The organism is Streptomyces sp. DH24 (assembly GCF_029813775.1).
Classification (GTDB): domain Bacteria; phylum Actinomycetota; class Actinomycetes; order Streptomycetales; family Streptomycetaceae; genus Streptomyces.
In genome coordinates, this window is record NZ_JARVKW010000027.1 from 82,258 (window position 1) to 107,314 (window position 25,057).

Annotated in this window: 22 protein-coding genes; 10 read left to right on the forward strand and 12 right to left on the reverse strand. The window is 72.8% G+C overall.

Going from position 1 to position 25,057, the window contains the following annotated elements:
• Positions 1 to 123 precede the first annotated feature (123 nt).
• The 5 genes from QC282_RS21735 to QC282_RS21755 all read left to right on the forward strand — a co-directional run bounded on the left by QC282_RS21735 (position 124) and on the right by QC282_RS21755 (position 6,521).
• Positions 124 to 819: a TerB family tellurite resistance protein gene (locus QC282_RS21735; protein ID WP_279551200.1), complete on the forward strand. Its 696-nt coding sequence runs from the start codon at positions 124 to 126 to the stop codon at positions 817 to 819.
• A 191-nt stretch (positions 820 to 1,010) separates the two neighbouring features.
• Positions 1,011 to 3,095, forward strand: coding sequence for an MMPL family transporter (locus QC282_RS21740; RefSeq protein ID WP_279551201.1), 2,085 nt, complete (start codon positions 1,011 to 1,013; stop codon positions 3,093 to 3,095).
• A gap of 336 nt (positions 3,096 to 3,431) precedes the next feature.
• On the forward strand, positions 3,432 to 4,604 hold the full coding sequence (locus QC282_RS21745) for a sensor histidine kinase (RefSeq protein ID WP_279551223.1): 1,173 nt from the start codon (positions 3,432 to 3,434) through the stop codon (positions 4,602 to 4,604).
• The gene (locus QC282_RS21750) at positions 4,601 to 5,260 is read left to right on the forward strand and encodes a response regulator transcription factor (protein WP_279551202.1); all 660 of its coding nucleotides are present in this window, start codon (positions 4,601 to 4,603) and stop codon (positions 5,258 to 5,260) included. The genes QC282_RS21745 and QC282_RS21750 overlap by 4 nt, the downstream gene beginning before the upstream one ends.
• A 76-nt stretch (positions 5,261 to 5,336) precedes the next feature.
• Entirely contained in the window at positions 5,337 to 6,521 is a 1,185-nt protein-coding gene (locus QC282_RS21755; protein ID WP_279551203.1) for a sialidase family protein, read from the forward strand.
• Here QC282_RS21755 and QC282_RS21760 read toward each other — a convergent pair.
• From QC282_RS21760 to QC282_RS21780, 5 genes are all read right to left on the reverse strand, one after another.
• Complete coding sequence (locus QC282_RS21760; protein WP_279551204.1) at positions 6,518 to 7,453, reverse strand: dihydrodipicolinate synthase family protein; 936 nt, start codon at positions 7,451 to 7,453, stop codon at positions 6,518 to 6,520. The genes QC282_RS21755 and QC282_RS21760 overlap by 4 nt on opposite strands.
• Positions 7,450 to 8,457, reverse strand: coding sequence for an ABC transporter ATP-binding protein (locus tag QC282_RS21765; RefSeq protein WP_279551224.1), 1,008 nt, complete (start codon positions 8,455 to 8,457; stop codon positions 7,450 to 7,452). The genes QC282_RS21760 and QC282_RS21765 overlap by 4 nt, the downstream gene beginning before the upstream one ends.
• Positions 8,458 to 8,738: 281 nt before the next feature.
• Positions 8,739 to 10,712 carry a dipeptide/oligopeptide/nickel ABC transporter permease/ATP-binding protein gene (locus QC282_RS21770; RefSeq protein ID WP_279551205.1) on the reverse strand — a complete coding sequence of 658 codons (1,974 nt, stop codon included), beginning with the start codon at positions 10,710 to 10,712 and terminating at the stop codon, positions 8,739 to 8,741.
• Positions 10,709 to 11,668 carry an ABC transporter permease gene (locus QC282_RS21775; protein ID WP_279551206.1) on the reverse strand — a complete coding sequence of 320 codons (960 nt, stop codon included), beginning with the start codon at positions 11,666 to 11,668 and terminating at the stop codon, positions 10,709 to 10,711. Before QC282_RS21775 ends, QC282_RS21770 begins: the two co-directional genes overlap by 4 nt.
• Positions 11,669 to 11,690: 22 nt before the next feature.
• Positions 11,691 to 13,322: an ABC transporter substrate-binding protein gene (locus tag QC282_RS21780; protein WP_279551207.1), complete on the reverse strand. Its 1,632-nt coding sequence runs from the start codon at positions 13,320 to 13,322 to the stop codon at positions 11,691 to 11,693.
• 293 nt (positions 13,323 to 13,615) lie between these two features.
• Here QC282_RS21780 and QC282_RS21785 point away from each other — a divergent pair, with 293 nt between their 5' ends.
• The 3 genes from QC282_RS21785 to QC282_RS21795 all read left to right on the forward strand — a co-directional run bounded on the left by QC282_RS21785 (position 13,616) and on the right by QC282_RS21795 (position 16,005).
• The gene (locus QC282_RS21785) at positions 13,616 to 14,329 is read left to right on the forward strand and encodes a FadR/GntR family transcriptional regulator (RefSeq protein ID WP_279551208.1); all 714 of its coding nucleotides are present in this window, start codon (positions 13,616 to 13,618) and stop codon (positions 14,327 to 14,329) included.
• 73 nt (positions 14,330 to 14,402) lie between these two features.
• Positions 14,403 to 15,149 (forward strand): DNA repair protein RecO, encoded by a 747-nt coding sequence (recO, locus tag QC282_RS21790; RefSeq protein WP_279551209.1) that lies wholly within the window; start codon positions 14,403 to 14,405, stop codon positions 15,147 to 15,149.
• 22 nt (positions 15,150 to 15,171) lie between these two features.
• Complete coding sequence (locus QC282_RS21795) at positions 15,172 to 16,005, forward strand: isoprenyl transferase (protein WP_279551210.1); 834 nt, start codon at positions 15,172 to 15,174, stop codon at positions 16,003 to 16,005.
• 95 nt (positions 16,006 to 16,100) lie between these two features.
• On the opposite strand, the gene QC282_RS21800 is transcribed toward QC282_RS21795, so the two are convergent.
• Genes QC282_RS21800 through QC282_RS21815 form a run of 4 tightly spaced genes read right to left on the reverse strand, consistent with a single transcriptional unit; the run spans position 16,101 to position 19,251 of the window.
• Entirely contained in the window at positions 16,101 to 16,523 is a 423-nt protein-coding gene (locus QC282_RS21800) for a transcriptional repressor (protein ID WP_279551211.1), read from the reverse strand.
• A gap of 60 nt (positions 16,524 to 16,583) precedes the next feature.
• On the reverse strand, positions 16,584 to 17,486 hold the full coding sequence (locus tag QC282_RS21805; RefSeq protein WP_279551212.1) for a metal ABC transporter permease: 903 nt from the start codon (positions 17,484 to 17,486) through the stop codon (positions 16,584 to 16,586).
• Positions 17,486 to 18,253, reverse strand: coding sequence for a metal ABC transporter ATP-binding protein (locus QC282_RS21810; protein ID WP_279551213.1), 768 nt, complete (start codon positions 18,251 to 18,253; stop codon positions 17,486 to 17,488). The genes QC282_RS21805 and QC282_RS21810 overlap by 1 nt, the downstream gene beginning before the upstream one ends.
• A gap of 17 nt (positions 18,254 to 18,270) precedes the next feature.
• The gene (locus QC282_RS21815) at positions 18,271 to 19,251 is read right to left on the reverse strand and encodes a metal ABC transporter substrate-binding protein (protein ID WP_279551214.1); all 981 of its coding nucleotides are present in this window, start codon (positions 19,249 to 19,251) and stop codon (positions 18,271 to 18,273) included.
• Positions 19,252 to 19,400: 149 nt separating this feature from the next.
• Here QC282_RS21815 and QC282_RS21820 point away from each other — a divergent pair, with 149 nt between their 5' ends.
• The gene (locus QC282_RS21820) at positions 19,401 to 20,783 is read left to right on the forward strand and encodes a glycine--tRNA ligase (protein WP_279551215.1); all 1,383 of its coding nucleotides are present in this window, start codon (positions 19,401 to 19,403) and stop codon (positions 20,781 to 20,783) included.
• Positions 20,784 to 21,080: 297 nt separating this feature from the next.
• On the opposite strand, the gene QC282_RS21825 is transcribed toward QC282_RS21820, so the two are convergent.
• From QC282_RS21825 to QC282_RS21835, 3 genes are all read right to left on the reverse strand, one after another.
• Entirely contained in the window at positions 21,081 to 21,713 is a 633-nt protein-coding gene (locus QC282_RS21825) for an N-acetyltransferase (RefSeq protein ID WP_279551216.1), read from the reverse strand.
• 71 nt (positions 21,714 to 21,784) lie between these two features.
• Positions 21,785 to 21,991, reverse strand: coding sequence for a hypothetical protein (locus QC282_RS21830; RefSeq protein WP_279551217.1), 207 nt, complete (start codon positions 21,989 to 21,991; stop codon positions 21,785 to 21,787).
• A 316-nt stretch (positions 21,992 to 22,307) separates the two neighbouring features.
• A complete protein-coding gene (locus QC282_RS21835) occupies positions 22,308 to 23,750 on the reverse strand; it encodes an MFS transporter (RefSeq protein ID WP_279551218.1) in 1,443 nt (480 codons plus the stop codon).
• Between the two features lie 92 nt (positions 23,751 to 23,842).
• Here QC282_RS21835 and dusB point away from each other — a divergent pair, with 92 nt between their 5' ends.
• A complete protein-coding gene (dusB, locus tag QC282_RS21840; RefSeq protein WP_279551219.1) occupies positions 23,843 to 24,997 on the forward strand; it encodes a tRNA dihydrouridine synthase DusB in 1,155 nt (384 codons plus the stop codon).
• Positions 24,998 to 25,057: the final 60 nt, after the last annotated feature.

Genomic DNA, 25,057 nt, shown 5'->3' on the forward strand with positions numbered 1-25,057 from the left:
ACCGGCCACTTCACTGTGGAGGTCACGGAAAGGTCTCTTCCGGGTACTGACTCCGGCGCAACAATGTGGCTAACATCACGCAGGCGCGGCGATGTTGCCGTGGCGTTACGGAGGTGCTGCGACGTGCTGCCTGGACGGAGACGAGACGGCCGTGCTGCCCCGCTTGCGCGCATCCTGGGCACCCGTACCGTGTGGACGGCCGTCGGCGACGGCGAGTTCTTCTGCCCGGGCTGCGGAGGCGACCGCAACTACCAGCGGCTGACCGGCCGCCGCCGCTTCACCGTCCTCGGCGCGCCCGTGCTGCCGCGCGGCGAGACCGGCCCGGTCGTGGAGTGCGCGGCCTGCCGCCGGCACTTCGGCACCGACGTCCTCGACCATCCGACCACCACCCGCTTCTCGGCGATGCTCCGCGACGCCGTGCACACGGTCGCCCTGGCCGTCCTCGCCGCGGGCGGCGCCGGATCCCGTACGGCCCTGGACACGGCCGTCGGCGCGGTCCGCGCGGCCGGGTTCGACGACTGCACCGCCGGCCGGCTCGGCGCCCTCGTGGAGGCGCTGGAGGCGGACACCGGGCGGGTCTGCGGCGAGCCCTGCGGTCCCGGTCTGGCCATAGAGCTGCACGAGGCGCTGGACCCGCTGGCCCCGCACCTCGCCGCCCCCGGCCGCGAGTCGATCCTGCTCCAGGGCGCCCGCATCGCCCTCGCCGACGGCCCGTACACGACCGCCGAGCGGGACGTCCTCGCCACCGTCGGCGCCGCGCTCACCATCTGCGCCGACGACGTGAACCGGCTGCTGGCCGAGGCACGCACGCCGTCGTAGCGGGCGTGCGGCCGCAGGAGACGGGTGCGGGCGGAGTGCGGAGTAGTGCGCCGGTACTCCCCGGGGAGTAGTCCGGGCCCCATGACGCCCCACGCAGTAGCGCGCGCCTCGCCCTCGCGCCCGACGAAACCGGGCCCGACCGCCGGGAGTCTGGAACCGACCCAGACACCCGACCGGAGGGAGGCCCGTCCATGGGGGCCGCAAGGACAGGTACCGGGCGACGGCGTGCCGTGCCCTGGGCGGTGGTCGGCCTGTGGCTGGCCGCGCTCGTGCTGGCCGGACCGCTCGCCGGGAAGTTCGGCGACGCGCAGCAGAACCGCGCCGTCGACTACCTCCCCGACAGCGCCGACTCGACGCAGGTCGCCCGCATCCAGGACGCGCTGCCCGGCGGCGAGTCGACCGACCTCGTCCTCGTCTACCACCGCGACGGCGGCCTGACCGCCGACGACCGGCGCACCGCCGCGCGGCAGGTCGCCGAGGTCGCCGACGTCCACCCGCTGACGGCCGAGCCCCGGGGCGTCCCCTCCGCGGACGGCGCCACGCTGATGTACCCGGTCTCCAGCACCGGGCCCGGCCAGGACGAGGAGGCCCGGGACGCCTTCGTGGACGCGGTGCGCGAGATCGCCGAGGGCGGCGCGGGGCTGAGCGTCGACGTCGGCGGTCCCGGCGCCCTCAACGCCGACATGGGCAAGGTGTTCGAGACGATCGACGGCACGCTGCTGCTGGCCACGCTCGGTGTCGTCACGGTGCTGCTGATCCTCATCTACCGCAGCCCGTTCCTGTGGCTGGTCCCGCTCGCCGTCGCCGGGGCCGCCGCCGCCGTGTCGATGGCCGCCGCGTACGGGCTGCACGAGCTGTTCGACGTCACCATCACCGGCCAGAGCGGCGGCGTGATGACCGTCCTCGTGCTCGGCGCCGGCACCGACTACGCCCTGCTGCTCATCTCCCGCCACCGCGAGGAGCTGCGGCGCCACGAGCGGCCGTACGACGCCATGCGCGCCGCCCTGCGCGGCTGCGGCCCGGCGATCCTCGCGTCCTCCGGCACCGTCGCGGCCGGGCTGCTGTGCCTGCTCGCCGCCGACCTCAACAGCAGCAGCGGCATGGGTCCGGTCGGCGTGGTCGGGGTGCTCGCCGCGCTGGTCGCCATGACGACGCTGCTGCCCGCCGTGCTGGTGCTGCTCGGCCGCCGGGTCTTCTGGCCGCTGATCCCGGCGTTCGGCAGCGTGCCCAGGGCCCGCAGGTCGCTGTTCGCCGCGATGGGCACCTCGGCCGCGCGCCGGCCCGCCGCCGTCCTCGCCGGTGGTGCCGTACTGCTCGGGGCGCTCGCGCTCGGCGCGTTCAACCTGCCCGGCAGCCTCAAGCAGGAGGACTCCTTCACCGAGAAGCCCGAGTCCATCGCCGCGCTGGAGACGCTGGCCCGCGACTATCCCGGCCGCAGCAGCCAACCCCTCACCGTCATGGCGCCCACGGGCCGCGCCGACGCCGTACTGCGAGAGGCGCGCGGCACGGACGGGGTGGCCGACGCGGTGGCGGGCCGCAGCGGCGCGGGCTGGACCGAGATCTCGGTGTTCGCCACGGCGGCCCCGCAGACCCCGGCCGAGACCCGGACCATCGAGACCCTGCGCGACTTGCTCGACGGCACCGGCGCCCACGTCGGCGGCACCAGCGCCCAGCAGCTCGACCTCGCCGACAGCGAGGCCCGGGACCGCGCGGTGATCGTGCCGCTCGTCCTCACCGCCGTCTTCCTCATCCTCGTGGCGCTGCTGCGCAGTCTCGTCGCCCCGCTGCTGCTGCTCGCGGCGGTGGTCGCGGTGTGGGGCGCCGCCCTCGGCATCGGCGGCCTGGTCTTCGAGCCGCTGCTCGGCTTCGAGGGCACCGACCCCGGGCTCGGGCTGCTGTCGTTCGTGTTCCTGGTCGCCCTGGGCGTCGACTACGGCATCTTCCTGATGCACCGGATGCGCGAGGAGTGCGTGAACGGCGCCGAACCCGAGGCGGCGGCCCTCACCGCGCTGCGCACCACCGGCGGCGTCATCGCCTCCGCGGGTGTCGTGCTCGCCGCGACGTTCGCCGTACTCACCACGCTGCCCCTGGTGCCGCTCGTCGAACTCGGCTTCGTCATCGCCGTCGGCGTCCTGCTCGACACCTTCCTCGTGCGGACCTACCTGGTGACCACGGCGAGCGTGCTGCTGCGCCGCCGGGTCTGGTGGCCGGGCCGGCTGTCCAAGGCACCGGCACCCCTGCCCGCCCCGGCCGAACGCCGGCCGGAGCCGGTGTGACCGTGCGCGGGGCGTCCCTCCCCTCCCGGACGGGGCGCCCCGCGCCGGCGGACAACAGCCGTGACCGAGGACGACCGCCGTGACGGACGAGGACCGCCGTGACGGACGAGGACCGCCGTGACGGACGAGGACCGCCGTGACGGACGAGGACCGCCGTGACCGACGAGGACCGCCGTGTCCAACGGCGGGCCCGTGCCCGAGGATGAACCCGTGCAGCCAACCCGGACAGAGGTGACGCCCGTGCCGGCGACCCCGGCGACCCGCGCAGCCGAGTCCCGGCGGCCCGCGACCCCGGCGGCCGGGGCAGCGGCCCGGCCGCGCGTCGGCGAGCGGATCATGGCCGCGATCGGCCGCGACCCCCGCACCGCCCCGCACGGCACCCGCAACGACGCGCTGCTCGCCGTCGCCCTCGCGGCGGCGGCGGTGTGCCTGGCGCTGTTCACCGACGAGGGCCGCCGCCCCGACCCCGTCGGCTGGGTGCTGCTGCTCGCCGCGCAGGTGCCGATCGTGTGGCGCCGGCGTCGCCCGCTGCTGGTCCTGGCCGCCGTCGTGGCGCTCGTCGCCCCGTACCACGCCCTCGACTTCAACCACGCCGCGCCCACCCCCGCGGCGTACGTCGCGCTCTACACCGTCGCCGTCACCGGCCGCCCGATGCGCACGCTGCTGACCGGTGTTGTCGTCGTCGGGGTCTCCGTGAGCGTGATGCTCACCGTCGACACCAAGCAGGCCCTCGAACTGCTCCGCATCTCCGGCTGGGTGGTCGCCGTGCTGTTCTGCGGCGTCGACGTCCGCTTCTACCGGCAGTACGTCGCCGCCATCGTCGAGCGCGCCGAGCGCGCCGAACGCACCCGCGAGGAGGAGGCCCGCCGCCGCGTCGCCGAGGAACGCCTGCGTATCGCCCGCGACCTGCACGACCTGCTCGCGCACAGCATCACCCTGATCGGCGTGCGGACCTCCGTCGCCGCGCACGTCCTGCACGCCGACCCCGCGCGACTGGACCGTGCCGCCGTCGCCAGGGCCCTGGACGACATCGCCGAGACCTGCCGCACCGCGCGCGGCGAACTGCGCACCACACTGGAGGTACTGCGCGAGCCCGGCCCGGCCGACACCCGCGGCCCGCTGCCCGGCCTGCACGGGCTGCCCGACCTCGCCGAGTCCGCCCGCGTCGCCGGGGCCGACGTCGAACTGACCGTCCCGGACTGCGAGGTGCCGCCCGCCGTCGGCGCCGCCGTCTACCGCGTCGTGCAGGAGGCGCTGACCAACGCCGTACGGCACGCCGGACCCGGACCGGTCGTCCGGGTGCACGTCCACGAGGCGGACGGCGCGCTGCGGCTCACGGTCACCGACGACGGCACCGGACCCACCCCCGGCAGGCCACCCGGCTTCGGACTGGTCGGCATGCGGGAACGGGTGCGCAGCGTGGGCGGCACACTCGACGCCGGACCGCGCCCGGAGGGCGGCTTCGCGGTGAGCGCCGTGCTGCCGGTCCGGACGGAGGGGACCCGGTGATCCGCGTGCTCCTCGCCGACGACCAGACGCTGGTGCGGGCCGCGTTCGCCATGCTCGTCGAGTCGGCGCCCGGCATGGCGGTCGTCGGGCAGGCCGGCACCGGCCGCGAGGCCGTCGAACTGGCCCGCAGCGCACGCGCCGACCTCGTCGTCATGGACGTCCGCATGCCCGACGTGGACGGCATCGAGGCGACCCGGCTGATCGCCGCCGACGAGGACCTCGCCGGTGTGAAGGTCCTCGTGCTGACGACGTACGACACCGACGAGAACATCGTGGAGGCGCTGCGCGCGGGCGCCTCCGGATTCCTCGTCAAGGACACCCGGCCCGCCGAACTCCTCGACGCGATCCGCACGGTGGCGGCCGGTGAGGCGCTGCTGTCGCCGGGGCCGACGGCACGGCTGATAGAGCGGTTTCTGCGCACCCCCGCGGCGCCGGTCGCGGGCGGGCCCGAGTGCCTGTCGGAACGCGAGCGCGAGGTGCTCGCCCTGGTCGCGCGAGGCCTCAACAACACGGAAGTCGCCGACGTGTTGGGGCTGAGCCCGCTCACCGCGAAAACCCACGTCAGCCGCATCATGGGCAAGCTCGGGGCGCGGGACCGGGCGCAGTTGGTCATCGTGGCCTACGAGTCGGGGCTCGTCAGACCGGGGAGCATGTGACCGACACCGGTCACCGTCCCGCACGGGTGCCGCCCACGGGCGGCCCCCGCCCGGGAGACCTCCGCGAAGGAGAGGGATGACACTCCTGACCCGCAGCCTCCTCGTCACCGCAGTCCTCCTCACCCCGCTCACCGCGACCGGCCCCGCCTCGGCCGCCCCGCGCTGCGCGTCCTCCGTCCCGTACGTCTCGGGCGAGGGCGGCTACGACACCTACCGCATCCCGGCCGCCGTCAGCACGCCGAAGGGCACGGTCCTGGCGTTCGCCGAGGGCCGCCGCGGCGGCGCGGGCGACACCGGCGCCATCGACGTCGTCGTGCGCCGCTCCACCGACGGCGGCTGCACCTGGGGCCCGCTGTCGGTCGTCGCCGCCGGGGACGGCGACACCCGCGGCAACCCGGCGCCCGTCGTCGACCCGCGCACCGGTGACGTCGTCCTCGTCACCTGCTTCAACGGCGGCGACGCGACGGAGGCGCAGATCATGCGCGGCGAGGTCACGCCCGAGCGGAGCCGCCGCGTGTTCGTGCAGCGCAGCCGGGACGACGGACGGCACTTCACGCCCCCGCGCGAGATCACCGCCGACGTCAAGCTCCCGCACTGGCGCTGGTACGCGACCGGCCCCGGCCACGCGATCGCCCTCACCCGGGGCCCGCACGCCGGCCGGCTCGTCGTCCCCGCCAACCACTCCGCCGCCCCGCCGGACGGCTCCACCGACACCGGCCAGGAGGCCCGCTACTACGGCGCCCACGCCCTCTACAGCGACGACTCCGGCCGCACCTGGCGGCTCGGCTACCTCGACGACTCCTACGACGGGCAGGACAACGCCAACGAGTCCAGCGCCGCCCAGCTGCCCGACGGCCGGATCTACTTCAGCGCCCGCGACCAGAACGGCACCAGCACCGGCAACCGCCTCGACACCTATTCGAGCGACGGCGGCGAGAGCCTGGACCGGCCCTACGCCGTGCAGCCCGGCCTGAACGACGTGCCGGTCGTCCAGGGCAGCGTCCTGCAACTGCCGGGGGCGGGGGCGCCGTTGCTGTTCTCCGGGCCGTCGGTGCCCACCGCGCGGCAGGCCATGGCGATCTGGCGCAGCACCGACGGCGGCGCCACCTTCAGCAAGGCGGTCACCCTCTCCGACCGGCGGGCCGCCTACTCCGACCTGGTCCGCGTCGACCGGAACACGGTCGGCGTCCTCTACGAGACCGGCGTGACGGGCACGTACGAGACGATCGAGTTCCGCCGGCTGCCGGTGACGGACCTCTAGAGAAGGCCCGCGGCGGCGAGGTACTTGCCGACCCGTTCCACCTCGTCCGGCGACAGCGGCACCTGGGGTTCCGCCGTCGCCGGGCAGGCGATGACGCCCCGCAGCCGCAGCGCCGCCTTGAAGGCGCCGAGGGCCGAGGAACCGGGGCCCATACGGGCCGGGTCGCCGGCGCCGACCAGGCCGAACAGGGCGCACAGCCGCTCCTGTTCGGCCCGCGCCTGCTCCCAGTCGCCGGCCCGGCACAGCCGGTCGAGCCGGACGTAGCCGTGCGGGTCGACGTTGGCGAGGCCGGGCACCGCCCCGTCGGCGCCCATCGCGAGCGCCGCGTCCACGACCAGCTCGGAGCCGGTCAGCACGCTGAAGCCGGTGATGCCGGGGTCCGCGCGGACACCGGTCACCACCGCGCGGAAACCGGCCAGGTCGCCGCTGGAGTCCTTCAGGCCGGCCAGCACACCGTCGGCGGCCAGCTCCAGCACCAGCTCGGCGGGCAGCTTGGTGTGCACGGCCACCGGCAGGTCGTAGGCGATCACGGGGACCGGGCTGCGCTCGGCGACCAGCCGGTAGTGCCGGGCGATCTCGGCCGGGTGGGTGCGGGCGTAGAACGGGGCGGTGACGACGACGGCGTCCGCGCCCGCCGCGGTGACGTCCCGGACGTGGTCCAGAACCCTCGGTGTCGTCATGTCGATCGCCCCGGCCAGCACGGGCAGCCGCCCGCCGACGTGGGACACCACCGCCTCCACGACCGACCTGCGCTGCCGGTCCGTCAGATAGGCCGCCTCCGAGGTGGAGCCCAGCACGAACAGGCCGTCCACACCGCCGTCCACCAGATGGTCGACCAGTGCGGTCAGCGAGGCCACGTCCACCTCGCGGTCCGGTGTCAGGGGCGTGCAGACGGGCGGGACGACACCGGTCAGCGGGGCGGGCAAGGTCATGAAGGCTCCCTTGAGTGCGTCTGGCGTACGAGGTCGCGGGTGGACTCGTCCTCCTCGACAGGATGGTGACAGCGGAAGCGGTGACCGGGCACCGACGCGTCTTGGAAGCCCGGCATCACCTGCGCGCACTCCTCGTCCGCCTTCCAGCAGCGGGTGCGGAACGGGCAGCCGCTCGGCGGGCGGGTCGCCGACGGCACCGGACCGGCCAGCGGGATCGGCTCGATCGGGTCCAGCAGTCCGGGCGTGGCGGAGAACAGGGCGCGGGTGTACGGGTGCCGGGCCCGGTCGGTGACCCGGCCGGCGGGGGACTCCTCGACGATCCGGCCGAGGTACATGGTGATCACGCGGTCGCTCATCCGCCGCACCGTCTGGATGTCGTGCGACACGAACACCAGTGCAAGGCCGAGCCGTTCCTTCAGGTCGAGCAGCAGGTTGAGGATCTGCGCCCGTACGGACACGTCCAGGGCGCTCGTCGGCTCGTCCGCGACGACCAGGTCCGGGCCGAGGGCCAGGGCGCGGGCGATGGCGACGCGCTGCCGCTGCCCGCCGGACAACTGGCCGGGCAGGGCGTCGGCGAGGGCGCGCGGCAGGCCCACCAGCGACATCAACTCCCGCACGCGGGCGTCCCGTTGCTCGGGGGTGCCCTGCCGGTGCACGTCGAGCGGGTCGCGCAGGATCTGCCGGATCGTCAGACGGCGGTTCAGGGCGGTGGACGGGTCCTGGAAGATCATGCCGGTGTGGCGGCCGACGGTGGCGCGGCGCTCGGCGGGCGGCATCGTCCACAGGTCCCGGCCGCGGAACGACACCGTCCCGGCCGTCGGCCGCTCCACGCCGACCAGCACCTTCGCCAGCGTCGACTTGCCGCAGCCGGACTCGCCGACCACGCCGACCGTCTCGCCGGGCGCGACGGCGAGGTCGGCGCCGGTCAGGGCGTAGACCCGGTCCCGGGAGAACACACCACCGCTGCGCGCCTTGTGCACGACGTGCGCGCCGGACAACTCCACCAGCGGGCCCCGGGCGTCCGGGCCCTCGTCCTTGCCGGTCGTCGGGTTCCGGTGTTCGTGCCGGTCGGTCGTCGGGTTCCGGTCTCCGTCCCGGTCGGTTGTCCCGCCCCGGCCTTCGTGCCGGTCGGTCGTCGGGTTCCGGTTTCCGTGCCGGTCGGTCGCCCGGCCCCGGTCTTCGTCCCGGTCGGTCGTCGGGTTCCGGTCTCCGTGCCGGTCGGTCGCCCGGCCCCGGTCTTCGTCCCGGTCGGTCGTCCGCCCCCGGTCCTCGTCCCCGTCGGTCGTCACGTCACCGTCTCCGTCTCCGTGCCGGCCAGGTCGACGGCCGGGTGGTGGCAGGCGGCCGTGTGCTGCGGGGGCCCCGCCAGGACGGGCGTCGTCGTCCGGCAGACCGCGCTCGCCCGCCGGCACCGGTCGGCGAAGCGGCAGCCCGCCGGGAAGTCGGCGGGGGACGGCACGACGCCCTTGATCTGCGTCATCCGCTCCTCGGCCGACTCCAGCGACAGCACACTGCCGAGCAGGCCGCGCGTGTAGTGGTGCGCGGGCGCCTCCACCAGGTCGGCGGTCACCCCGGTCTCCACGATCTGCCCGCCGTACATCACCGCCACCCGGTCCGTGACGTCCGCGATCAGCGCCAGGTCGTGCGAGACGAGGACCAGCGCGAAGCCCAGCTCCGCCCGCAGCCTCAGCAGCAGCTCCATGACCTGCGCCTGCACGGTCACGTCGAGGGCCGTGGTCGGCTCGTCGGCGACGATCAGGCTCGGGTCGCGGGACAGCGCCATCGCGATGAGCACGCGTTGCCGCTGGCCGCCGGACAGCTCGTGCGGATAGCTGCGCAGGGTGCGTTCCGGGTCGAGGCCGACCAACGTGAGCAGCTCGGTGGGGCCGCGCCTGCCGCCGCGCCGGACGACCTGCTTCAGCTGCGCCCGGATCGTCATGGCCGGGTTCAGCGACGACAGGGCGTCCTGGTAGACCATCGCCATCTCGTGGCCGAGCAGCCTGCGCCGCACCCGCATCGGCTCCGCCAGCAGGTCCCGCTGCCGGAAGCGGACCTGGCCGCGCACCCGGGCGCCCTTGGGCAGCAGACCCATCACGGCGAGCGCGGTCAGCGACTTGCCGCAGCCCGACTCGCCGACCAGGCCCAGCACTTCACCGGGGTGCACCTCGAAGCTGATGCCGTCCACGACGTCGACGCCGCCGTGCCGCTGGTCGAAGCCGATCGCCAGGTTCTCCACCGCGAGCACCGGCTGTCCGTCGCGCGGCACCGGGCGGGCCCGGGCGCGCAGCCGCCGCGCCGCCTCGGTGAGCCCCGGGAGCGCCAGGACGTCGCCGCCGGGCTCGGGCGTCCGCAGCCGGTCGTCGTCGCGGACCTCCACCTCCCGCGCCGGCGGGGCCGCCCACGCGTCGGACACGCCCTCGGACAGGATGTTCAGCGACAGCACGGTGACCAGCATCAGCAGCCCCGGGAACACGGTCGCCCACCAGCCGCCGGTCAGCACCATGTTCTTGCCGTCCGCGATGACGCTGCCCCACGACGGGTCCGGCGGCCGGACGCCCGCGCCGATGAAGGACAGCGACGCCTCGAACACGATGGCCTCCGCGACCTGCACCGTGCAGAACACCAGCACCGGCGCGGCGCAGTTGATCGCCACGTGCCGCAGCACGATGTGCGGGGTGCGGGCGCCGATCACCCGTTCCGCCGTCACGTAGTCCTCGCCGTACTGGTCCAGCACATTGGCCCGTACGACCCTCGCCACCGGCGGTGTGAACAGGAACGCGATCGCGCAGATCAGCACCGTGATGCCACCGCCGAACACGGCGACGAGAACGGCCGCCAGCGCGATGCCCGGGAACGCCATCACGACGTCCAGGCACCGCATCAGCGTCTCGTCCACGGCCTTGCGGGAGGTCGCCGCGACCGCGCCCAGCAGCGCGCCGACGACCAGGGCCAGGGCGGTCGCGCCCAGCCCGATCGCCAGCGACCAGCGCGCCCCGTACATCAGCCGGCTCAGGATGTCCCGGCCGAGGCTGTCCTGCCCCATCCAGTGCCCGGCGGACGGATGGCCCGTGCCGTCGACCGGCGGCTGCTGGTCCAGCGGGTCGTGCGGCGCGAGCAGCGGCGCGAACAGCGCCACGAACACGACGACCGCCAGGAAGCAGACCGCCACCTTCGACAGCGGCGGCAGCCGGCGCCAGCCGCGCAGCCGGACGCCGGGCCGGGACAGCGCCTCGGCGAGGCTCTTGCGGGTACGCGTCACGCGGCCTCCCTCAGGCGCGGGTTGACCAGCAGATACAGCAGGTCGATGACGAGGTTGACGACGACGAACCCGGTCGCCGTGGTGAGGACGACGCCCTGCACCACGGCCGGGTCGCCGTTCTTCACGGCGTCGATCATCAGCTTGCCCATGCCGGGCAGCGAGAAGATCGTCTCGATGACGACCGCGCCGCCCAGCAGATAGCCGACCCTGAGGCCCAGCACGGTCAGCGGGTTGATGAGGGCGTTGCGCAGCACGTTCCGTCCGACCACCACGCGCGGCGGCAGCCCGCTGCCGATCGCCGTACGGACGTAGTCCTTGTCCAGCTCCTCCACGACGGACGTGCGCACGATCCGGGTCAGCTGCGCCGCCACCGGCAGCGACAGGGCGACCGCCGGCAGGGTCATCGTCTTCAGCCAGCCGGTGAGGGAGTCCGCCGGGTTGATGTAGCCGCCGGTCGGGAACCAGCCCAGGTCGACCGCCAGGTACTGGATCATCAGCAGCGCCAGCCAGAAGCCGGGCGCGGCGACGCCGGTCAGCGACACGACCCGGATGATCTGGTCGGGCAGCCGGTCCCGGTAGATCGCGGCGGTCACCCCGCCGACCAGCGCCAGCACCACCGCCAGGCCGAGGCCCAGGAAGGTGAGCTGGAGGGTGAGCGGCAGGGCGGTGGTGACCTGGTCGATCACCGGCGCCCGGGTCAGGGCGCTGGTGCCCATGTCGCCGTGCAGCAGGTCGGCGACGAAGTCGACGTAGCGCACCGGCAGCGGGTCGAGCAGGCCGTGTTCCTCGCGGAAGTCGTGCAGTTGCTGGGGCGTCGGGTTGGCGCCCTGGAAGAACGCGGACGCCGGGTCGACGTCCGAGAACCGCATCACCAGGAACACGAACAGCACGATGCCGAGCATCAGCGGCACCAGCAGCGCGACGCGGCGCAGCAGAATACGGGCGATGGCCACCACGCGCGGTCAACTCCCCACGTCGTCAGGCCCACTTGGCCTGGAGGAGGTTGATGCCGGGGTACGGCTGTGCCCTTATGCCGGCGAGCGCGTCCGGGTCCCAGGCCGTCATCAGCTCGTTGTGGACGACCGGGTAGAGCACGGCCTGCTCGGCGACGACGTCGATGTAGTCCTGGACCATCGCCTTCTTCCGGTCCGGGTCGGGCTCCCGGGTGGCCCGGTCCATGTCGCGGAAGAGGGCCTTGGCGACGGAGTTGTCGGCCCAGCGCGTGTACTGCATCCACAGGTTCCCGGGCCCGTAGTTGTAGTGCATGATCAGGTCGGCGTCGAGGCCGAACTGGTTGGGGTTCGAGGCGGCGGCGACGACCTGGTAGTCCTGCTTCTGGTCCATCTTCGTGAAGACGGCCGTGGTCTCCTGCGGCGACAGCGTCGTCCGCACGCCGATCGCGTCCCAGGACGACTTGATGGTGGGCAGGCAGTCCACGATCCAGCTGACGTTCACGGCGAGGATGTCGACCTTCAGCCCGCTGACCCCGGCCTCCTCCAGCAGCGCCTTCGCCCGGTCGGGGTCGTAGTCGTACACCGTCTTCGCGCGCCGGTAGCTGGGGTTGGCCTCGTTGAGGAACGACGTCGACGGCTTGCCGTGTCCCTTGAGCGCCACCTCCACCATCTTCTCGGTGTCGATGGCGTAGTGCAGCGCCTGCCGCACCCGCACGTCGTCGAAGGGCTTGTGCCGGGTGTTGAACATCAGGAACAGGTTGTTCATCCCGGCGCCGCCCGCGACCGTCAGCCCGCCGCTCTCCAGCTGCCCGATGTTGGCGTACGGGATGTTGTCGGCGATCTGCGCGCCCGCGCCCGAGCCGGAGATCTTCGCGACGCGGGGGGCCGCGTCCACGATCGTCAGCCAGTTCATCTTCTTGAAGGCGGGTTTCCGTGGGCCGTTGTAGTCCGCGAACGCCTCGAAGGTGGTGTTGGACTTCGGGTGGTGCGCGGTCTGCCGGTAGGGCCCCGAGCCGACCGCCAGGCCCTTGATCGCCTCGTCCCAGGCGCCCGGCTTCGAGAACACGTGCTTCGGCATGATCTTGGCGAGCGTCAGCCGCGAAAGCCCGTCCGGGAAGGGGAACTTGAGGACCAGCTCGACGCTGCGGGCGTCGACCTTGCGGACCTCCTTCAGCCAGCTCGCGAAGAAGCCCTTGGCGAGGGTCTGGGTGTCCGGGTCGAGAATCCGGTCGAAGACGAACACCACGTCGTCGGCCGTCACCGGCTTGCCGTCGTGGAACGTCGCCCCGGCCCGCAGCGTGAACCGCCACGACGTGGCGCTCGCGTCCTTCGGCACCTCGGTCGCCAGCGCCGCGTACGGCTCGCGGGAGATCGGGTCGGTGTCGAGCAGCCCCTCGTAGATGTGGTTGTTGGCGGCCATGCAGAACGCGGACGCCGTCTGCGTCGGGTCCCAGCTGCCGTCGTTGCCGTAGCCGATCACCGCCGTCAGCGTGCGGTTCGCGCCCCCGCCGCCGCCCCCGGTGTCGTTGGTGGACTGGGGCCCGGACGAGCAGGCCGACAGCGACGCCGGGACGGAGACGGCGGCGCCCAGCGCGCCGGTGTACTTCAGGAACGACCGGCGGCGCGGCACCGGCAGGTCGTGGGTCACGTCGCGCACGGATCCTCCAGCGGAGAAGGAGTGGGAGGGAGGCGAGAGAAGCGAAGGAGGCGAGGGCGGGAGCCGTGGGGGGCTTCGAGGGGGAGATACGACGTCCTACGTCCTGGTTCAGTGCGACCGTAGGAGCGCCCGTGGGGGCGGTCAAGAGATCGCGCACGAATGGCGCACCAATGGCGCAACTGCCACAGGTCGGACCAATGTCGCCGGTCCGGCGCCGGAGTTGACGCGATATCGCCCCACGGCGCCACCCGATGCCGTCCGGAGGTGGGACGTGGGATGTCCCCGCGCGTAGCATGCGGCGCATGGCGGAGGAGCCCAGGACCACCCGTATCCAGCGCGAGGTCGTCCAGCTCATCCTGGACCGCGGGCTGCGCGCCGGGGCCCCGCTGCCCACGGAGGCCGAGCTGATGGACGCCCTCGGCGCCAGCCGCAACTCCGTCCGCGAGGCCCTCAAGGCGCTCCAGGCCCTCGACATCGTCGACATCCGGCACGGCTACGGCACCTATGTCGGCCAGGCCTCCCTCACCCCGCTCGTCGACGGCCTCACCTTCCGCACCCTCGCCCGGCAGGACGACGACGCGGGCGCCCTGGCCGAAATCCTCCAGGTGCGGGAGGTGCTGGAGGAGGGCCTGATCCGCCGGGTCGCGGCCACCCTCACGGAGGCCGAACTCGACGGCATCGAAGCCGTCGTGGACCGCATGGAGAAGGCGGGCCGCGCCGCCCGCCCCTTCGCCGAACTCGACCGGCAGTTCCACGAGCTGCTCTACGCCCCGCTCGGCAACGCGCTCGTGCCGCAGCTCCTCGCCGCCTTCTGGACCGTCTTCCGCCGCGTCGCCGGCGCCCGCGGCTGGACCGACGACCCGTCCCCCGACGTCACCGTCCGCCGCCACCGCGACATCGTCACCGCGCTGCGCGCCCGCGACGTCGAGGGCGCCCAGCGCGCCATGGCCGTCCACTTCCGCGGCATCGAGGCCAGGGCGGCACAGGAGTCACGGGGCGTGGGCTGACACACCGGACCGGGGCGGGGGCAGTGCGTCCCCGGCGACCGCACCTGCCCGCGCCATACGGGAGAATGACGCCATGAGCCTGTTCCGCGACGACGGCATCGTGCTGCGCACCCAGAAGCTGGGCGAAGCGGACCGCATCATCACGCTGCTCACCCGGGGCCACGGGCGGGTGCGCGCCGTCGCGCGGGGAGTGCGCCGGACCAAGTCCAAGTTCGGCGCGCGCCTCGAACCGTTCTCACACGTCGACGTGCAGTTCTTCGCCAAGGGCAGCGAGCTGGTCGGCCGCGGCCTGCCGCTGTGCACGCAGAGCGAGACCATCGCGCCGTACGGCGGCGGCATCGTCACCGACTACGCCCGCTACACCGCGGGCACCGCCATGCTGGAGACCGCCGAGCGGTTCACCGACCACGAGGGCGAGCCGGCCGTGCAGCAGTACCTGCTGCTGGTGGGCGCCCTGCGCACCCTGGCCCGCGGCGAGCACGCCCCGAACCTGGTGCTCGACGCCTTCCTGCTGCGCTCCCTCGCCGTCAACGGCTATGCCCCCAGCTTCGGCGACTGCGCCAAGTGCGGCATGCCCGGACCCAACCGGTTCTTCTCCGTGGCGTCCGGCGGCTCGGTCTGCGCCGACTGCCGCGTCCCCGGCAGCGTCGTACCCTCGCCGCAGGCCCTGGAACTCCTCGGCGCGCTGCTTACGGGAGACTGGGAGACCGCGGACGCGTGCGAGGCGCGGTACGTCCGGGAGGGCAGCGGACTGGTGTCCGCCTACCTGCACTGGCATCTGGAGCGCGGACTGCGCTCCCTGCGGTACGTAGAGAAATAGCAACCGAGGAGACGAGAAAGACATGGCCGTACGCGGGATCCTGGGGCGCCAGCGCCGGGAGTACAGGACGCCGGAGCCGCATCCCTCCGGCGCGCGGCCCCCGAAGCTCCCCGGTGAGCTGGTCCCGAACCATGTGGCGATCATCATGGACGGGAACGGCCGGTGGGCCAAGGAGCGCGGCCTGCCCCGCACCGAGGGCCACAAGGTCGGCGCCGAGCGCGTGCTGGACGTGCTGCAGGGCGCCATCGAGATGGGCGTCGGTGCCATCTCCCTGTACGCCTTCTCCACGGAGAACTGGAAGCGCTCGCCCGACGAGGTGCGCTTCCTGATGAACTTCAACCGCGACTTCATCCGCAAGACCCGCGACCAGCTCGACGAGCTCGGCGTGCGGGTCCGCTGGGTGGGCCGCATGCCCAGGCTGTGGAAGTCCGTCGCCAAGGAGCTCCAGATCGCCCAGGAGCAGACCAAGGACAACGACCGGCTCACGCTGTACTTCTGCATGAACTACGGCGGCCGCGCCGAGATCGCCGACGCCGCGCAGGCCATCGCCCAGGACGTGCGGGCGGGGCGGCTCGACCCGTCCAAGGTGAACGAGAAGACGGTCGCGAAGTACCTCTACTACCCGGACATGCCGGACGTGGACCTGTTCCTGCGGCCCAGCGGCGAGCAGCGCACGTCCAACTACCTGCTGTGGCAGAGCGCCTACGCCGAGATGGTCTTCCAGGACGTGCTGTGGCCGGACTTCGACCGCCGTGACCTGTGGCGCGCCTGCCTCGAATTCGCCTCCCGCGACCGCCGCTTCGGCGGCGCTGTCCCGAACGAGGAGCTGCTGGCGATGGAGGGCCGGTCGGAATAGCGGGCCGGGAACCGCGCCCCGAAAGGGGCGCGGGGACCTGCGCGATCAGCCGACGACCACCCGCGGTGCGCGAGGGACAGGGGCCGTCGGGGCGCTCACGAACGCGTCCGGCCCGCGGCGCACTCCGCGCAGGTACCGAAGATCTCCACCGTGTGCGCCACGTTCACATAGCCGTGCTCCGCGGCGATGGCCTCCGCCCACTTCTCCACGGCAGGCCCCTCGACCTCGACCGCGCTGCCGCACGAGCGGCACACGAGATGGTGGTGGTGCTCGCCGGACGAGCAACGGCGGTAGACGGACTCGCCGTCGGAGGTGCGCAGTACGTCGACCTCACCGGCCTCGGCGAGGGACTGAAGGGTGCGGTAGACGGTGGTGAGCCCGACCGAATCGCCCTTGTGCTTGAGCATGTCGTGGAGTTCCTGCGCGCTGCGGAACTCCTCGACCTCGTCCAGGGCCGCCGCCACGGCGGCACGCTGCCGAGTGGCGCGGCCCTTTACGGGCGGTCCAGCGGTGGTCACCGGTTGCCTCCTCACGTCTGCCTGTGCCCGGGCCATTGTGCCAGCCCGTGCCACGGCCGGTCAGACGCCGGCCTTCCCGGCCGCTCCCCGGCTGGCCGGAATCGCGCACTCCGCGGGATCGCCGGCGGGGTGCGCCCCGGCCAGGGCCCGGGCGCGGCGCCGCGCCAGCGGAGCCGCCAGCGCCGTCAGCACGACGAACGCGCCGATGGTCAGCAGCACGATCGTCGCGCCGGGCGGCACGTCCTGGTAGTACGAGGTGACGGTGCCGCCGATGGTCACGCTCACGCCGATGGCGACGGCGACCGCGAACGTGGCCGCGAAACTGCGGGTGAGCTGCTGCGCGGCTGCCACCGGGACCACCATCAGCGCCGACACCAGCAGCAGTCCGACGACCCGCATCGCGACCGTCACCGTCACGGCCGCGGTGATCGCCGTCAGCAGGTTCAGGACCCGCACCGGCAGGCCGGTCACGCGCGCGAACTCCTCGTCCTGGCTGACCGCGAACAGCTGCCGCCGCAGGCCGAGCGTGACGAGGACCACGAACGCGGCCAGCACGCAGATCGCCGTCACGTCGGACTCGGACACCGTGGACAGCGAGCCGAAGAGGTACGAGGTGAGGTTCGCGTTGGAACCGGTCGGCGCGAGGTTGATGAACATCACGCCGCCCGCCATGCCGCCGTAGAACAGCATCGCCAGGGCGATGTCGCCCCGTGTCCTGCCGTACCAGCGGATCAGCTCCATGAGGACCGCGCCCAGGACGGAGACCAGCGTCGCCATCCACACCGGCGACCAGGACAGCAGGAAGCCGAGGCCGACGCCGGTCATCGCGACGTGCCCGATGCCGTCGCCCATCAGGGCCTGGCGGCGCTGCACGAGGTAGATGCCGACGGCCGGGGCGGTGATGCCGACCAGGACGGCCGCCAGCAGGGCCCGCCGCATGAAGTCGTAGTCGAGGAGTTCCATCAGCTCAGCAGTCCCGTGCGGATCGGTTCGGCGCCCGCGGGTGCGTGCGGGTGCACGTGGTCGTGGCCGGGCAGCGCGTGCTGGCCGACGGCCTTCGGCGGCGGGCCGTCGTGCACGACACAGCCGTCGCGCAGCACGACCGCACGGTCGATCAGCGGCTCCAGCGGGCCGAGTTCGTGCAGGACGAGCAGGACGGAGACGCCCCGCGCGACCTGCTCGCGCAGCGTCTCGGCGAGCACCTCCTGGCTGGCCAGGTCGACGCCCGCCATCGGCTCGTCCATGATCAGCAGCTCGGGTTCGGCGGCGAGCGCGCGGGCGATCAGCACCCGCTGGTGCTGGCCGCCGGAGAGCGCGTTCACGGAGTCCTTCGCCCGGTCCGCCATGCCGACCAGGTCCAGGGCGCGGCGCACGGCCTCGTGGTCGGCCCCGCGCAGCAGACCGAACCGGGCCCGTGACAGCCGGCCCGAGGTGACGATCTCGGTGACGGTGGCGGGCACGCCGCCCGCGGCCGTGGTGCGCTGCGGTACGTAGCCCACGCGCGCCCAGGCACGGAAGCGGTGCCGGGGCGTGCCGAACAGCTCGATGGCGCCGGCGGCCACCGGGACCTGGCCGATGACGCTGCGCACGGCCGTGGACTTGCCGGAGCCGTTGGCGCCGAGCAGCGCGACGACCTCACCGCGGCGCACGGTGAGGTCGATGCCCCGCAGGACGGGCCGCGAACCCAGCTCGGCGCGGACGCCGCGCATCGATATGACGGGCTCGGTCATGCCGTCCTCCAGTCCGGTCACTTGCTGCCCAGGGCCTTCTGCAGCGCCTTGAGGTTGGCCTCCATGACCTGGATGTAGTCGTCGCCCCGGGACTTGTCCGTGATGCCCTCGACGGGGTCCAGCACGTCCGTCTTGAGGCCGGCGTCCTTGGCGAGGGTCTTGGCGGTCTTGTCGGACACCAGTGTCTCGTAGAACACGGTGGTCACGCCGTCGGCCTTGGCCTCCTGCTGGAGCTCCTTCACACGGGCCGCGCTGGGCTCGCTCTCCGGGTCGAGGCCGGAGATGGCCTCCTGGGTCAGGCCGTAGCGGTGGGCGAGGTAGCCGAAGGCGGCGTGGTTGGTGAAGAAGACCTTGGTCCTGGTGTTCTTCAGGCCCTCCTCGAAGGCGGTGTCGAGGGCGGTCAGCTTCTTGACCAGGTCCGCGGTGTTCTTCCGGTAGTCCGCCGCGTGGTCCGGGTCGGCCTTCTGGAGGGCCTTGCCCACGCCCTCGGCGACCTCGGCGTACTTCGTGGGGTCCAGCCAGACGTGGGGGTCGAGCGCGTGCTCCTCCTCGGAGTGCTCCTCGGCGTGCTCCTCGGAGTGCGCCTCCTCGCCGCCGTGGTCGTGGCCGTCCTCGGTGCCGAGGTCCTCCAGCTCCGTGAGGGTCGCCGCGTCGATCTTCGTCTTGATGCCGGACTGGGCGACGGCCTCGTCCACGGTGGGCTGCAGGCCCTTGAGGTAGAGCGCCGCGTCGGACTCCTCCAGCTGCGCGCGCTGCTGGGTGCTGATCTCCAGGTCGTGCGGCTCCTGGCCGGGCCGGGTCAGACTGGTGACGTTGACGTGCTCGCCGCCGATCTGCTCGGCGAGGTACGCCATCGGGTAGAACGACGCGACGACGTCGAACTTGTCCGTGTTGCCCGCGGCGGCGCTGTCGGAGGAGCAGGCGGAGAGCGTGCCGAGCGCGAGGGCGGTGGCGGCGGCGGTCGCCAACCCGGATATGTGGTGTCGTCGTACGTTCATGACAGTCATTTTCAACAAATATGGAAACCGTTGTCAACAAACGCTGGCCAGGGGACCGATTTGATTGAAGGGCAGGCCCCGCCGGTAACCTGAAGCATTCGCTGGAAGCATCTCGCTTCGTCGCCCGTCGTCGTAATGAAGAGAGCACCGTGGCCGCCGACAAGATCGACACCATCGTCAGCCTGAGCAAGCGCCGTGGCTTCGTATTCCCCTGTAGTGAGATCTACGGCGGCCAGCGTGCCGCCTGGGACTACGGACCGCTGGGTGTCGAGCTCAAGGAGAACCTCAAGCGCCAGTGGTGGCGCTACATGGTGACGTCGCGCGAGGACGTCGTCGGCATCGACTCGTCCGTGATCCTGGCCCCCGAGGTGTGGGTCGCCTCCGGCCACGTGGCCACCTTCACGGACCCGCTCACCGAGTGCACCTCCTGCCACAAGCGGTTCCGCGCGGACCACCTGGAGGAGGCGTACGAGGAGAAGAAGGGCCGCGCCCCGGAGAACGGCCTCGCCGACATCAACTGCCCCAACTGCGGCAACAAGGGCCAGTTCACCGAGCCCAAGCAGTTCTCCGGTCTGCTCTCCACCCACCTCGGCCCCACCCAGGACAGCGGCTCCGTCGCCTACCTGCGCCCCGAGACCGCGCAGGGCATCTTCACCAACTTCGCCCAGGTGCAGACCACTTCGCGCCGCAAGCCGCCGTTCGGCATCGCGCAGATGGGCAAGTCCTTCCGCAACGAGATCACGCCCGGCAACTTCATCTTCCGCACCCGCGAGTTCGAGCAGATGGAGATGGAGTTCTTCGTCAAGCCGGGCGAGGACGAGAAGTGGCAGGAGTACTGGATGGAGCAGCGCTGGAACTGGTACACCGGCCTGGGCATGCGTGAAGAGAACATGCGCTGGTACGAGCACCCGAAGGAGAAGCTCTCCCACTACTCCAAGCGCACCGCCGACATCGAGTACCGCTTCCAGTTCGGCGGCAGCGAGTGGGGCGAGCTGGAGGGTGTCGCCAACCGCACCGACTACGACCTCGGCGCCCACGCCAAGGCCTCCGGCCAGGACCTCTCCTACTTCGACCAGGAGGCCGGCGAGCGCTGGACGCCGTACGTCATCGAGCCCGCGGCCGGTGTCGGCCGCGCGATGCTGGCGTTCCTGCTCGACGCGTACATCGAGGACGAGGCGCCCAACGCCAAGGGCAAGATGGAGAAGCGCACCGTGCTGCGCCTCGACCACCGCCTCGCCCCGGTGAAGGTCGCGGTCCTGCCGCTGTCCCGCAACCCCGAGCTGTCCCCGAAGGCCAAGGGCCTGGCCCAGGCGCTGCGCCAGAACTGGAACATCGAGTTCGACGACGCCGGCGCCATCGGCCGCCGCTACCGCCGCCAGGACGAGATCGGCACGCCGTACTGCGTGACGGTCGACTTCGACACCCTGGACGACAACGCCGTGACGGTGCGCGAGCGCGACTCGATGAAGCAGGAGCGCGTCTCCCTCGACCAGATCGAGGGCTACCTGGCCTCCCGCCTCGTCGGCTGCTAGCCGCCACCGGGGCCGAGCCCCGGAATCTGTGACGCCCATCCGCCGCCCGACGGGTTCGGGAGCCGGGTGGGCGTTCGCGTCGCGCCGCCCGGCCATGGGTCCCCGACATCGCCTGGGCGTCGGCCCCCGATACGGGCGGCGCGGCTGCTGCACGCCGACGCGACGGCCTTCCAGGCCACCGGGCGCCGCCACGACCCGCCCACGCCCGGGAGTGGGAACAGCCCGGGATCGAGGACGAGTTCGAGGCGGTCGTGGACCTGGGGGCGCGGGGCCCGCGGGCGGCTGGGCCGGCTCCCGTCAGAGCAGGTCGGCGTCCGCCGTCGTCCGGCCCAGGTACGCGACCGGACCCGCGTCCGGCACGTCGATCTCGTGGAAGCCCATCCGGTCGTAGAAGGCGCGAGCCTTGACGTTCGCGGTGGCCATGCACAGGTGGATCGCCGGAACGCCCCTGTCCCGCAGGGCCCGCAGCAGGGTGCGCATCAGGGCCCGTCCGTGGCCGCGGCCCTGCCACTCGGGGAGCAGGTCGATGTGCAGATGGGCCGGGTAGGCGGCCACCTCCGGCACGACCATCCGCTCCGGATCGTGCAGCAGTCCCAGCATGACCTCGTCCGGCGTGACCGGCGGCCGGGTCGGCGCCGGGTAGCGGTCCGCGACCAGCGGCAGCCACTCGGTGCGGAAGGCCGCCGCGAAGGCGGGGGTGTCCGCGGCGCCGATGATGTAGCCGACGGCCCGGCCGTGCCCGTCGTCCAGGACGAAGGCCAGCTCCGGCTCCAGATGGACGTACGGAGCGGCGAAGATCGCGGGGAGGATGCCGGGGTCCGCGTACACCGGGCGGCTGTCCTGGCCGTTGTGCGCGGTGCGGACGCAGATGTCGTCGAGGGCCGCCCGGTCCCCGGGGCGGTAGGCGCGTACGGAAGCAGACGTGGTCACCGCAGCATCCTGCCTCTGCTGGGAGCGCTCCCACAAGGGGTTTCCCGCGGTGCGGCAGCGCCGCCGGGCCGCTACCCCTCCGTCGGGTCCACCGTCGCCTGGTGGGCCTCGGCCAGGTGCTCCTCGGCCTTCAGCCACGGCAGGAACTGCGCGCCCCGGTGCCAGCCGCAGGTGTCGCACCGGATCGTGCGCTGCACCCCCGCGCGCCGGACGTGGACCACGTGCTGTCTGCCGTGCTGGTCCCAGCGGCTCACCTTGCTCGTGTCGATCTGGGGCATGACGCCTCCGGCTTCCGCGGACAAGGACGAGAAGGAGTGTGCCCCAAGACCAACATCAACAGGGAAACCGCCCGGGCGAGTTGACCGAGCCGTGGCCGCGTCGTGCCGTCGGCGTGCCCGGCAAGGGCAGGCCCTCGGCGGCACCCGGCCCGCACGGCCCCGGCGTCCGCCGACTGCCGTTCACGTCACGCTCGCCGCCTCGCGGATCTCCGCCGACGGCCGCTCACCTCACGCCCGTCGTCTCGCGTTCACGTCACGCCCGCCACCTTGCGGGTCTCCGCCGACGGCCGCTCACCTCACGCCCGTCGTCTCGCGTTCACGTCACGCCCGCCGCCTCGCGGATCTCCGCCGACTCCAGCCGCTCCGCCGTCCGTTCCGCCGTGCGCCGGGCCCAGCGTCCGGTCGTCACCGCGCCCAGCACCAGGACCGCGAGCCCGCACGCCGCGAGGATCCACCAGCCCGGCCGCGCCGCCGCCACGAACACGTCCCGGTACGGCGCCGAACCCACGCCCGAGGCCAGCACCGCGCCGACCACCGTGACACCGAGGGCCTGGCCGAGCTGCCTGCTGGTGGAGGCCACGGCGGCGGCCACCCCGGCCTGCGCACGGGGCATGCCGGACACGGCGGTGTTGGTGATGGGCGCGTTGACGAAGCCGAAGCCGATGCCGAACAGGACGTATCCGGCGAACAGCGTGGCGTTCGCCGTCTCGGCCTCGAACAGGGCGAACAGCAGCCCGCCGGCCGTCATCGCGCAGCCCGCGATCACCAGGGGCAGCCGCGGGCCCCGCGCGCCCACCAGCCGGCCGGACACCGGCGCGCACAGGAACGTCGGGACGGCCATGGGCAGCATCCACAGCCCGGCGTCCAGGGCGCTCAGCCCGCGCACGTTCTGCAGGTAGAGCGTGGACAGGAAGAGGAAGCCGCTCATCGACGCGAAGGAGGCGACCGCGATCACGGTGGCCCCGCTGAAGGGTGCGGAGCGGAAGAACCGCAGGTCGACGAGGGGTTCGGCGCGGCGCGGCTCGTACCACAGCAGGGCGGCGAGGGCGGCGGCGGCGAGTGCGGCGAAGGGCAGTACCGCCGTGAGGCCCGCGTTCGGCGCCTCGATGATCGCGTACGTCAGGCCGCCGAACAGGGCGATCACCAGCAACTGCCCGAACGGGTCGGGGCGGCGGGCCTTCGCCGCCCGGGACTCGGGGACGAACCGCCGGGTGAGCAGCAGCGCGGCGAGGCCCACGGGCAGGTTGATCCAGAAGATCGCCCGCCAGCCCACCGACTCCACGAGCAGCCCGCCGACCAGCGGGCCCGCGGCCATCGAGATGCCGACGACCGCGCCCCAGGCGCCTATCGCGCGGGCCCTCTCGCGCGGGTCGGTGAAGGTGTTGGTGATGATCGACATGGCGACCGGGTTGAGCATCGAGCCGCCGACCGCCTGCACCATCCGGAACGCGACCAGCGCCGGAAGGTTCGGCGCGACGGAGCACAGCGCGGAGCCGATCGTGAAGACGACCAGGCCCGCCATGAAGACGCGTCTGCGGCCGATCCGGTCGGCCGTGGAACCGGCGAGCATCAGCAGCGAGGCGAGGACCAGCGTGTAGGCGTCGATCGTCCACTGCAGGCCGGAGGTGCTCGCGTGGAACTCCCGCTGCATCGCGGGCAGGGCGACGTTGAGCACGGTGTTGTCGATGCTCACGATCAGCAGGCTCATGCAGCAGATCGCGAGCACCAGCAGCCGTCGGCGGTGGCTCAGCTCAGGCATGGCTCACATCGTAGCGTCGATAGTGCGGTTAACTAATGACCGTTACACGATCATCTGCGCGGGTACCCCGCCGCATGCGTGACAATGGGGGAATGCCCACGCCGACACCGACGACGACCTCGACCCTGACCATCGGCCCCCACCCGGTGCGGCCGCCGGTCGTGCTGGCCCCGATGGCCGGCATCACCAACGCGCCCTTCCGCACGCTGTGCCGGGAGTTCAGCGGTGGCAAGGGCCTGTTCGTCAGCGAGATGATCACCACCAGGGCGCTGGTCGAGCGCAACGACAAGACCATGCAGCTGATCAAGTTCGACGCGAGCGAGCGGCCCCGCTCGATCCAGCTGTACGGCGTCGACCCGGCGACCGTCGGCAAGGCCGTCCGCATGATCGCCGACGAGGGTCTCGCCGACCACATCGACCTGAACTTCGGCTGCCCCGTGCCGAAGGTCACGCGCAAGGGCGGCGGCTCCGCCCTGCCCTTCAAGCGGAACCTGCTGCGGGCCATCCTGCGCGAGGCCGTCAGCGGCGCCGGCGACCTGCCGGTGACGATGAAGATGCGCAAGGGCATCGACGACGACCACATCACCTACCTCGACGCCGGCCGCATCGCCGTCGAGGAGGGCGTCACCGCCATCGCCCTGCACGGCCGCACCGCCGCCCAGCACTACGGCGGCACCGCCGACTGGGACGCCATCGCCCGCCTCAAGGAGCACGTCCCGGAGATCCCCGTGCTCGGCAACGGCGACATCTGGTCGGCGGAGGACGCGCTGCGCATGGTGCGCGAGACCGGCTGCGACGGCGTGGTCGTGGGCCGCGGCTGCCTGGGCCGGCCGTGGCTGTTCTCCGACCTCGTGGCCGCCTTCGAGGGCCGCACCGAGGACATCGCCCGGCCGCCCCTGCGCGAGGTCGCCGACGTGATGGTGCGGCACGCGACGCTGCTCGGCGAGTGGATCGGCGACGAGTCGCGCGGCGTCATCGACTTCCGCAAGCACGTCGCCTGGTACCTGAAGGGCTTCGCCGTCGGCTCCGAGATGCGCAAGCGGCTCGCCGTCACGTCCTCGCTGGCCGAACTGCGCGCCGGGCTCGACGAGCTGGACCTCGACCAGCCCTGGCCCGCCGGAGCCGACGGGCCCCGCGGCCGTACGTCCGGCAACAACCGCGTGGTGCTGCCGGACGGCTGGCTCAAGGACCCGTACGACTGCGCGGGTGTCGGCGAGGACGCCGAACTGGACACCTCCGGCGGCTGACCGGCCCCGGCGAAGCCGCGGGTGGCGGACCCGGTGGGGGACGGGCCCGCCGCCGTACCG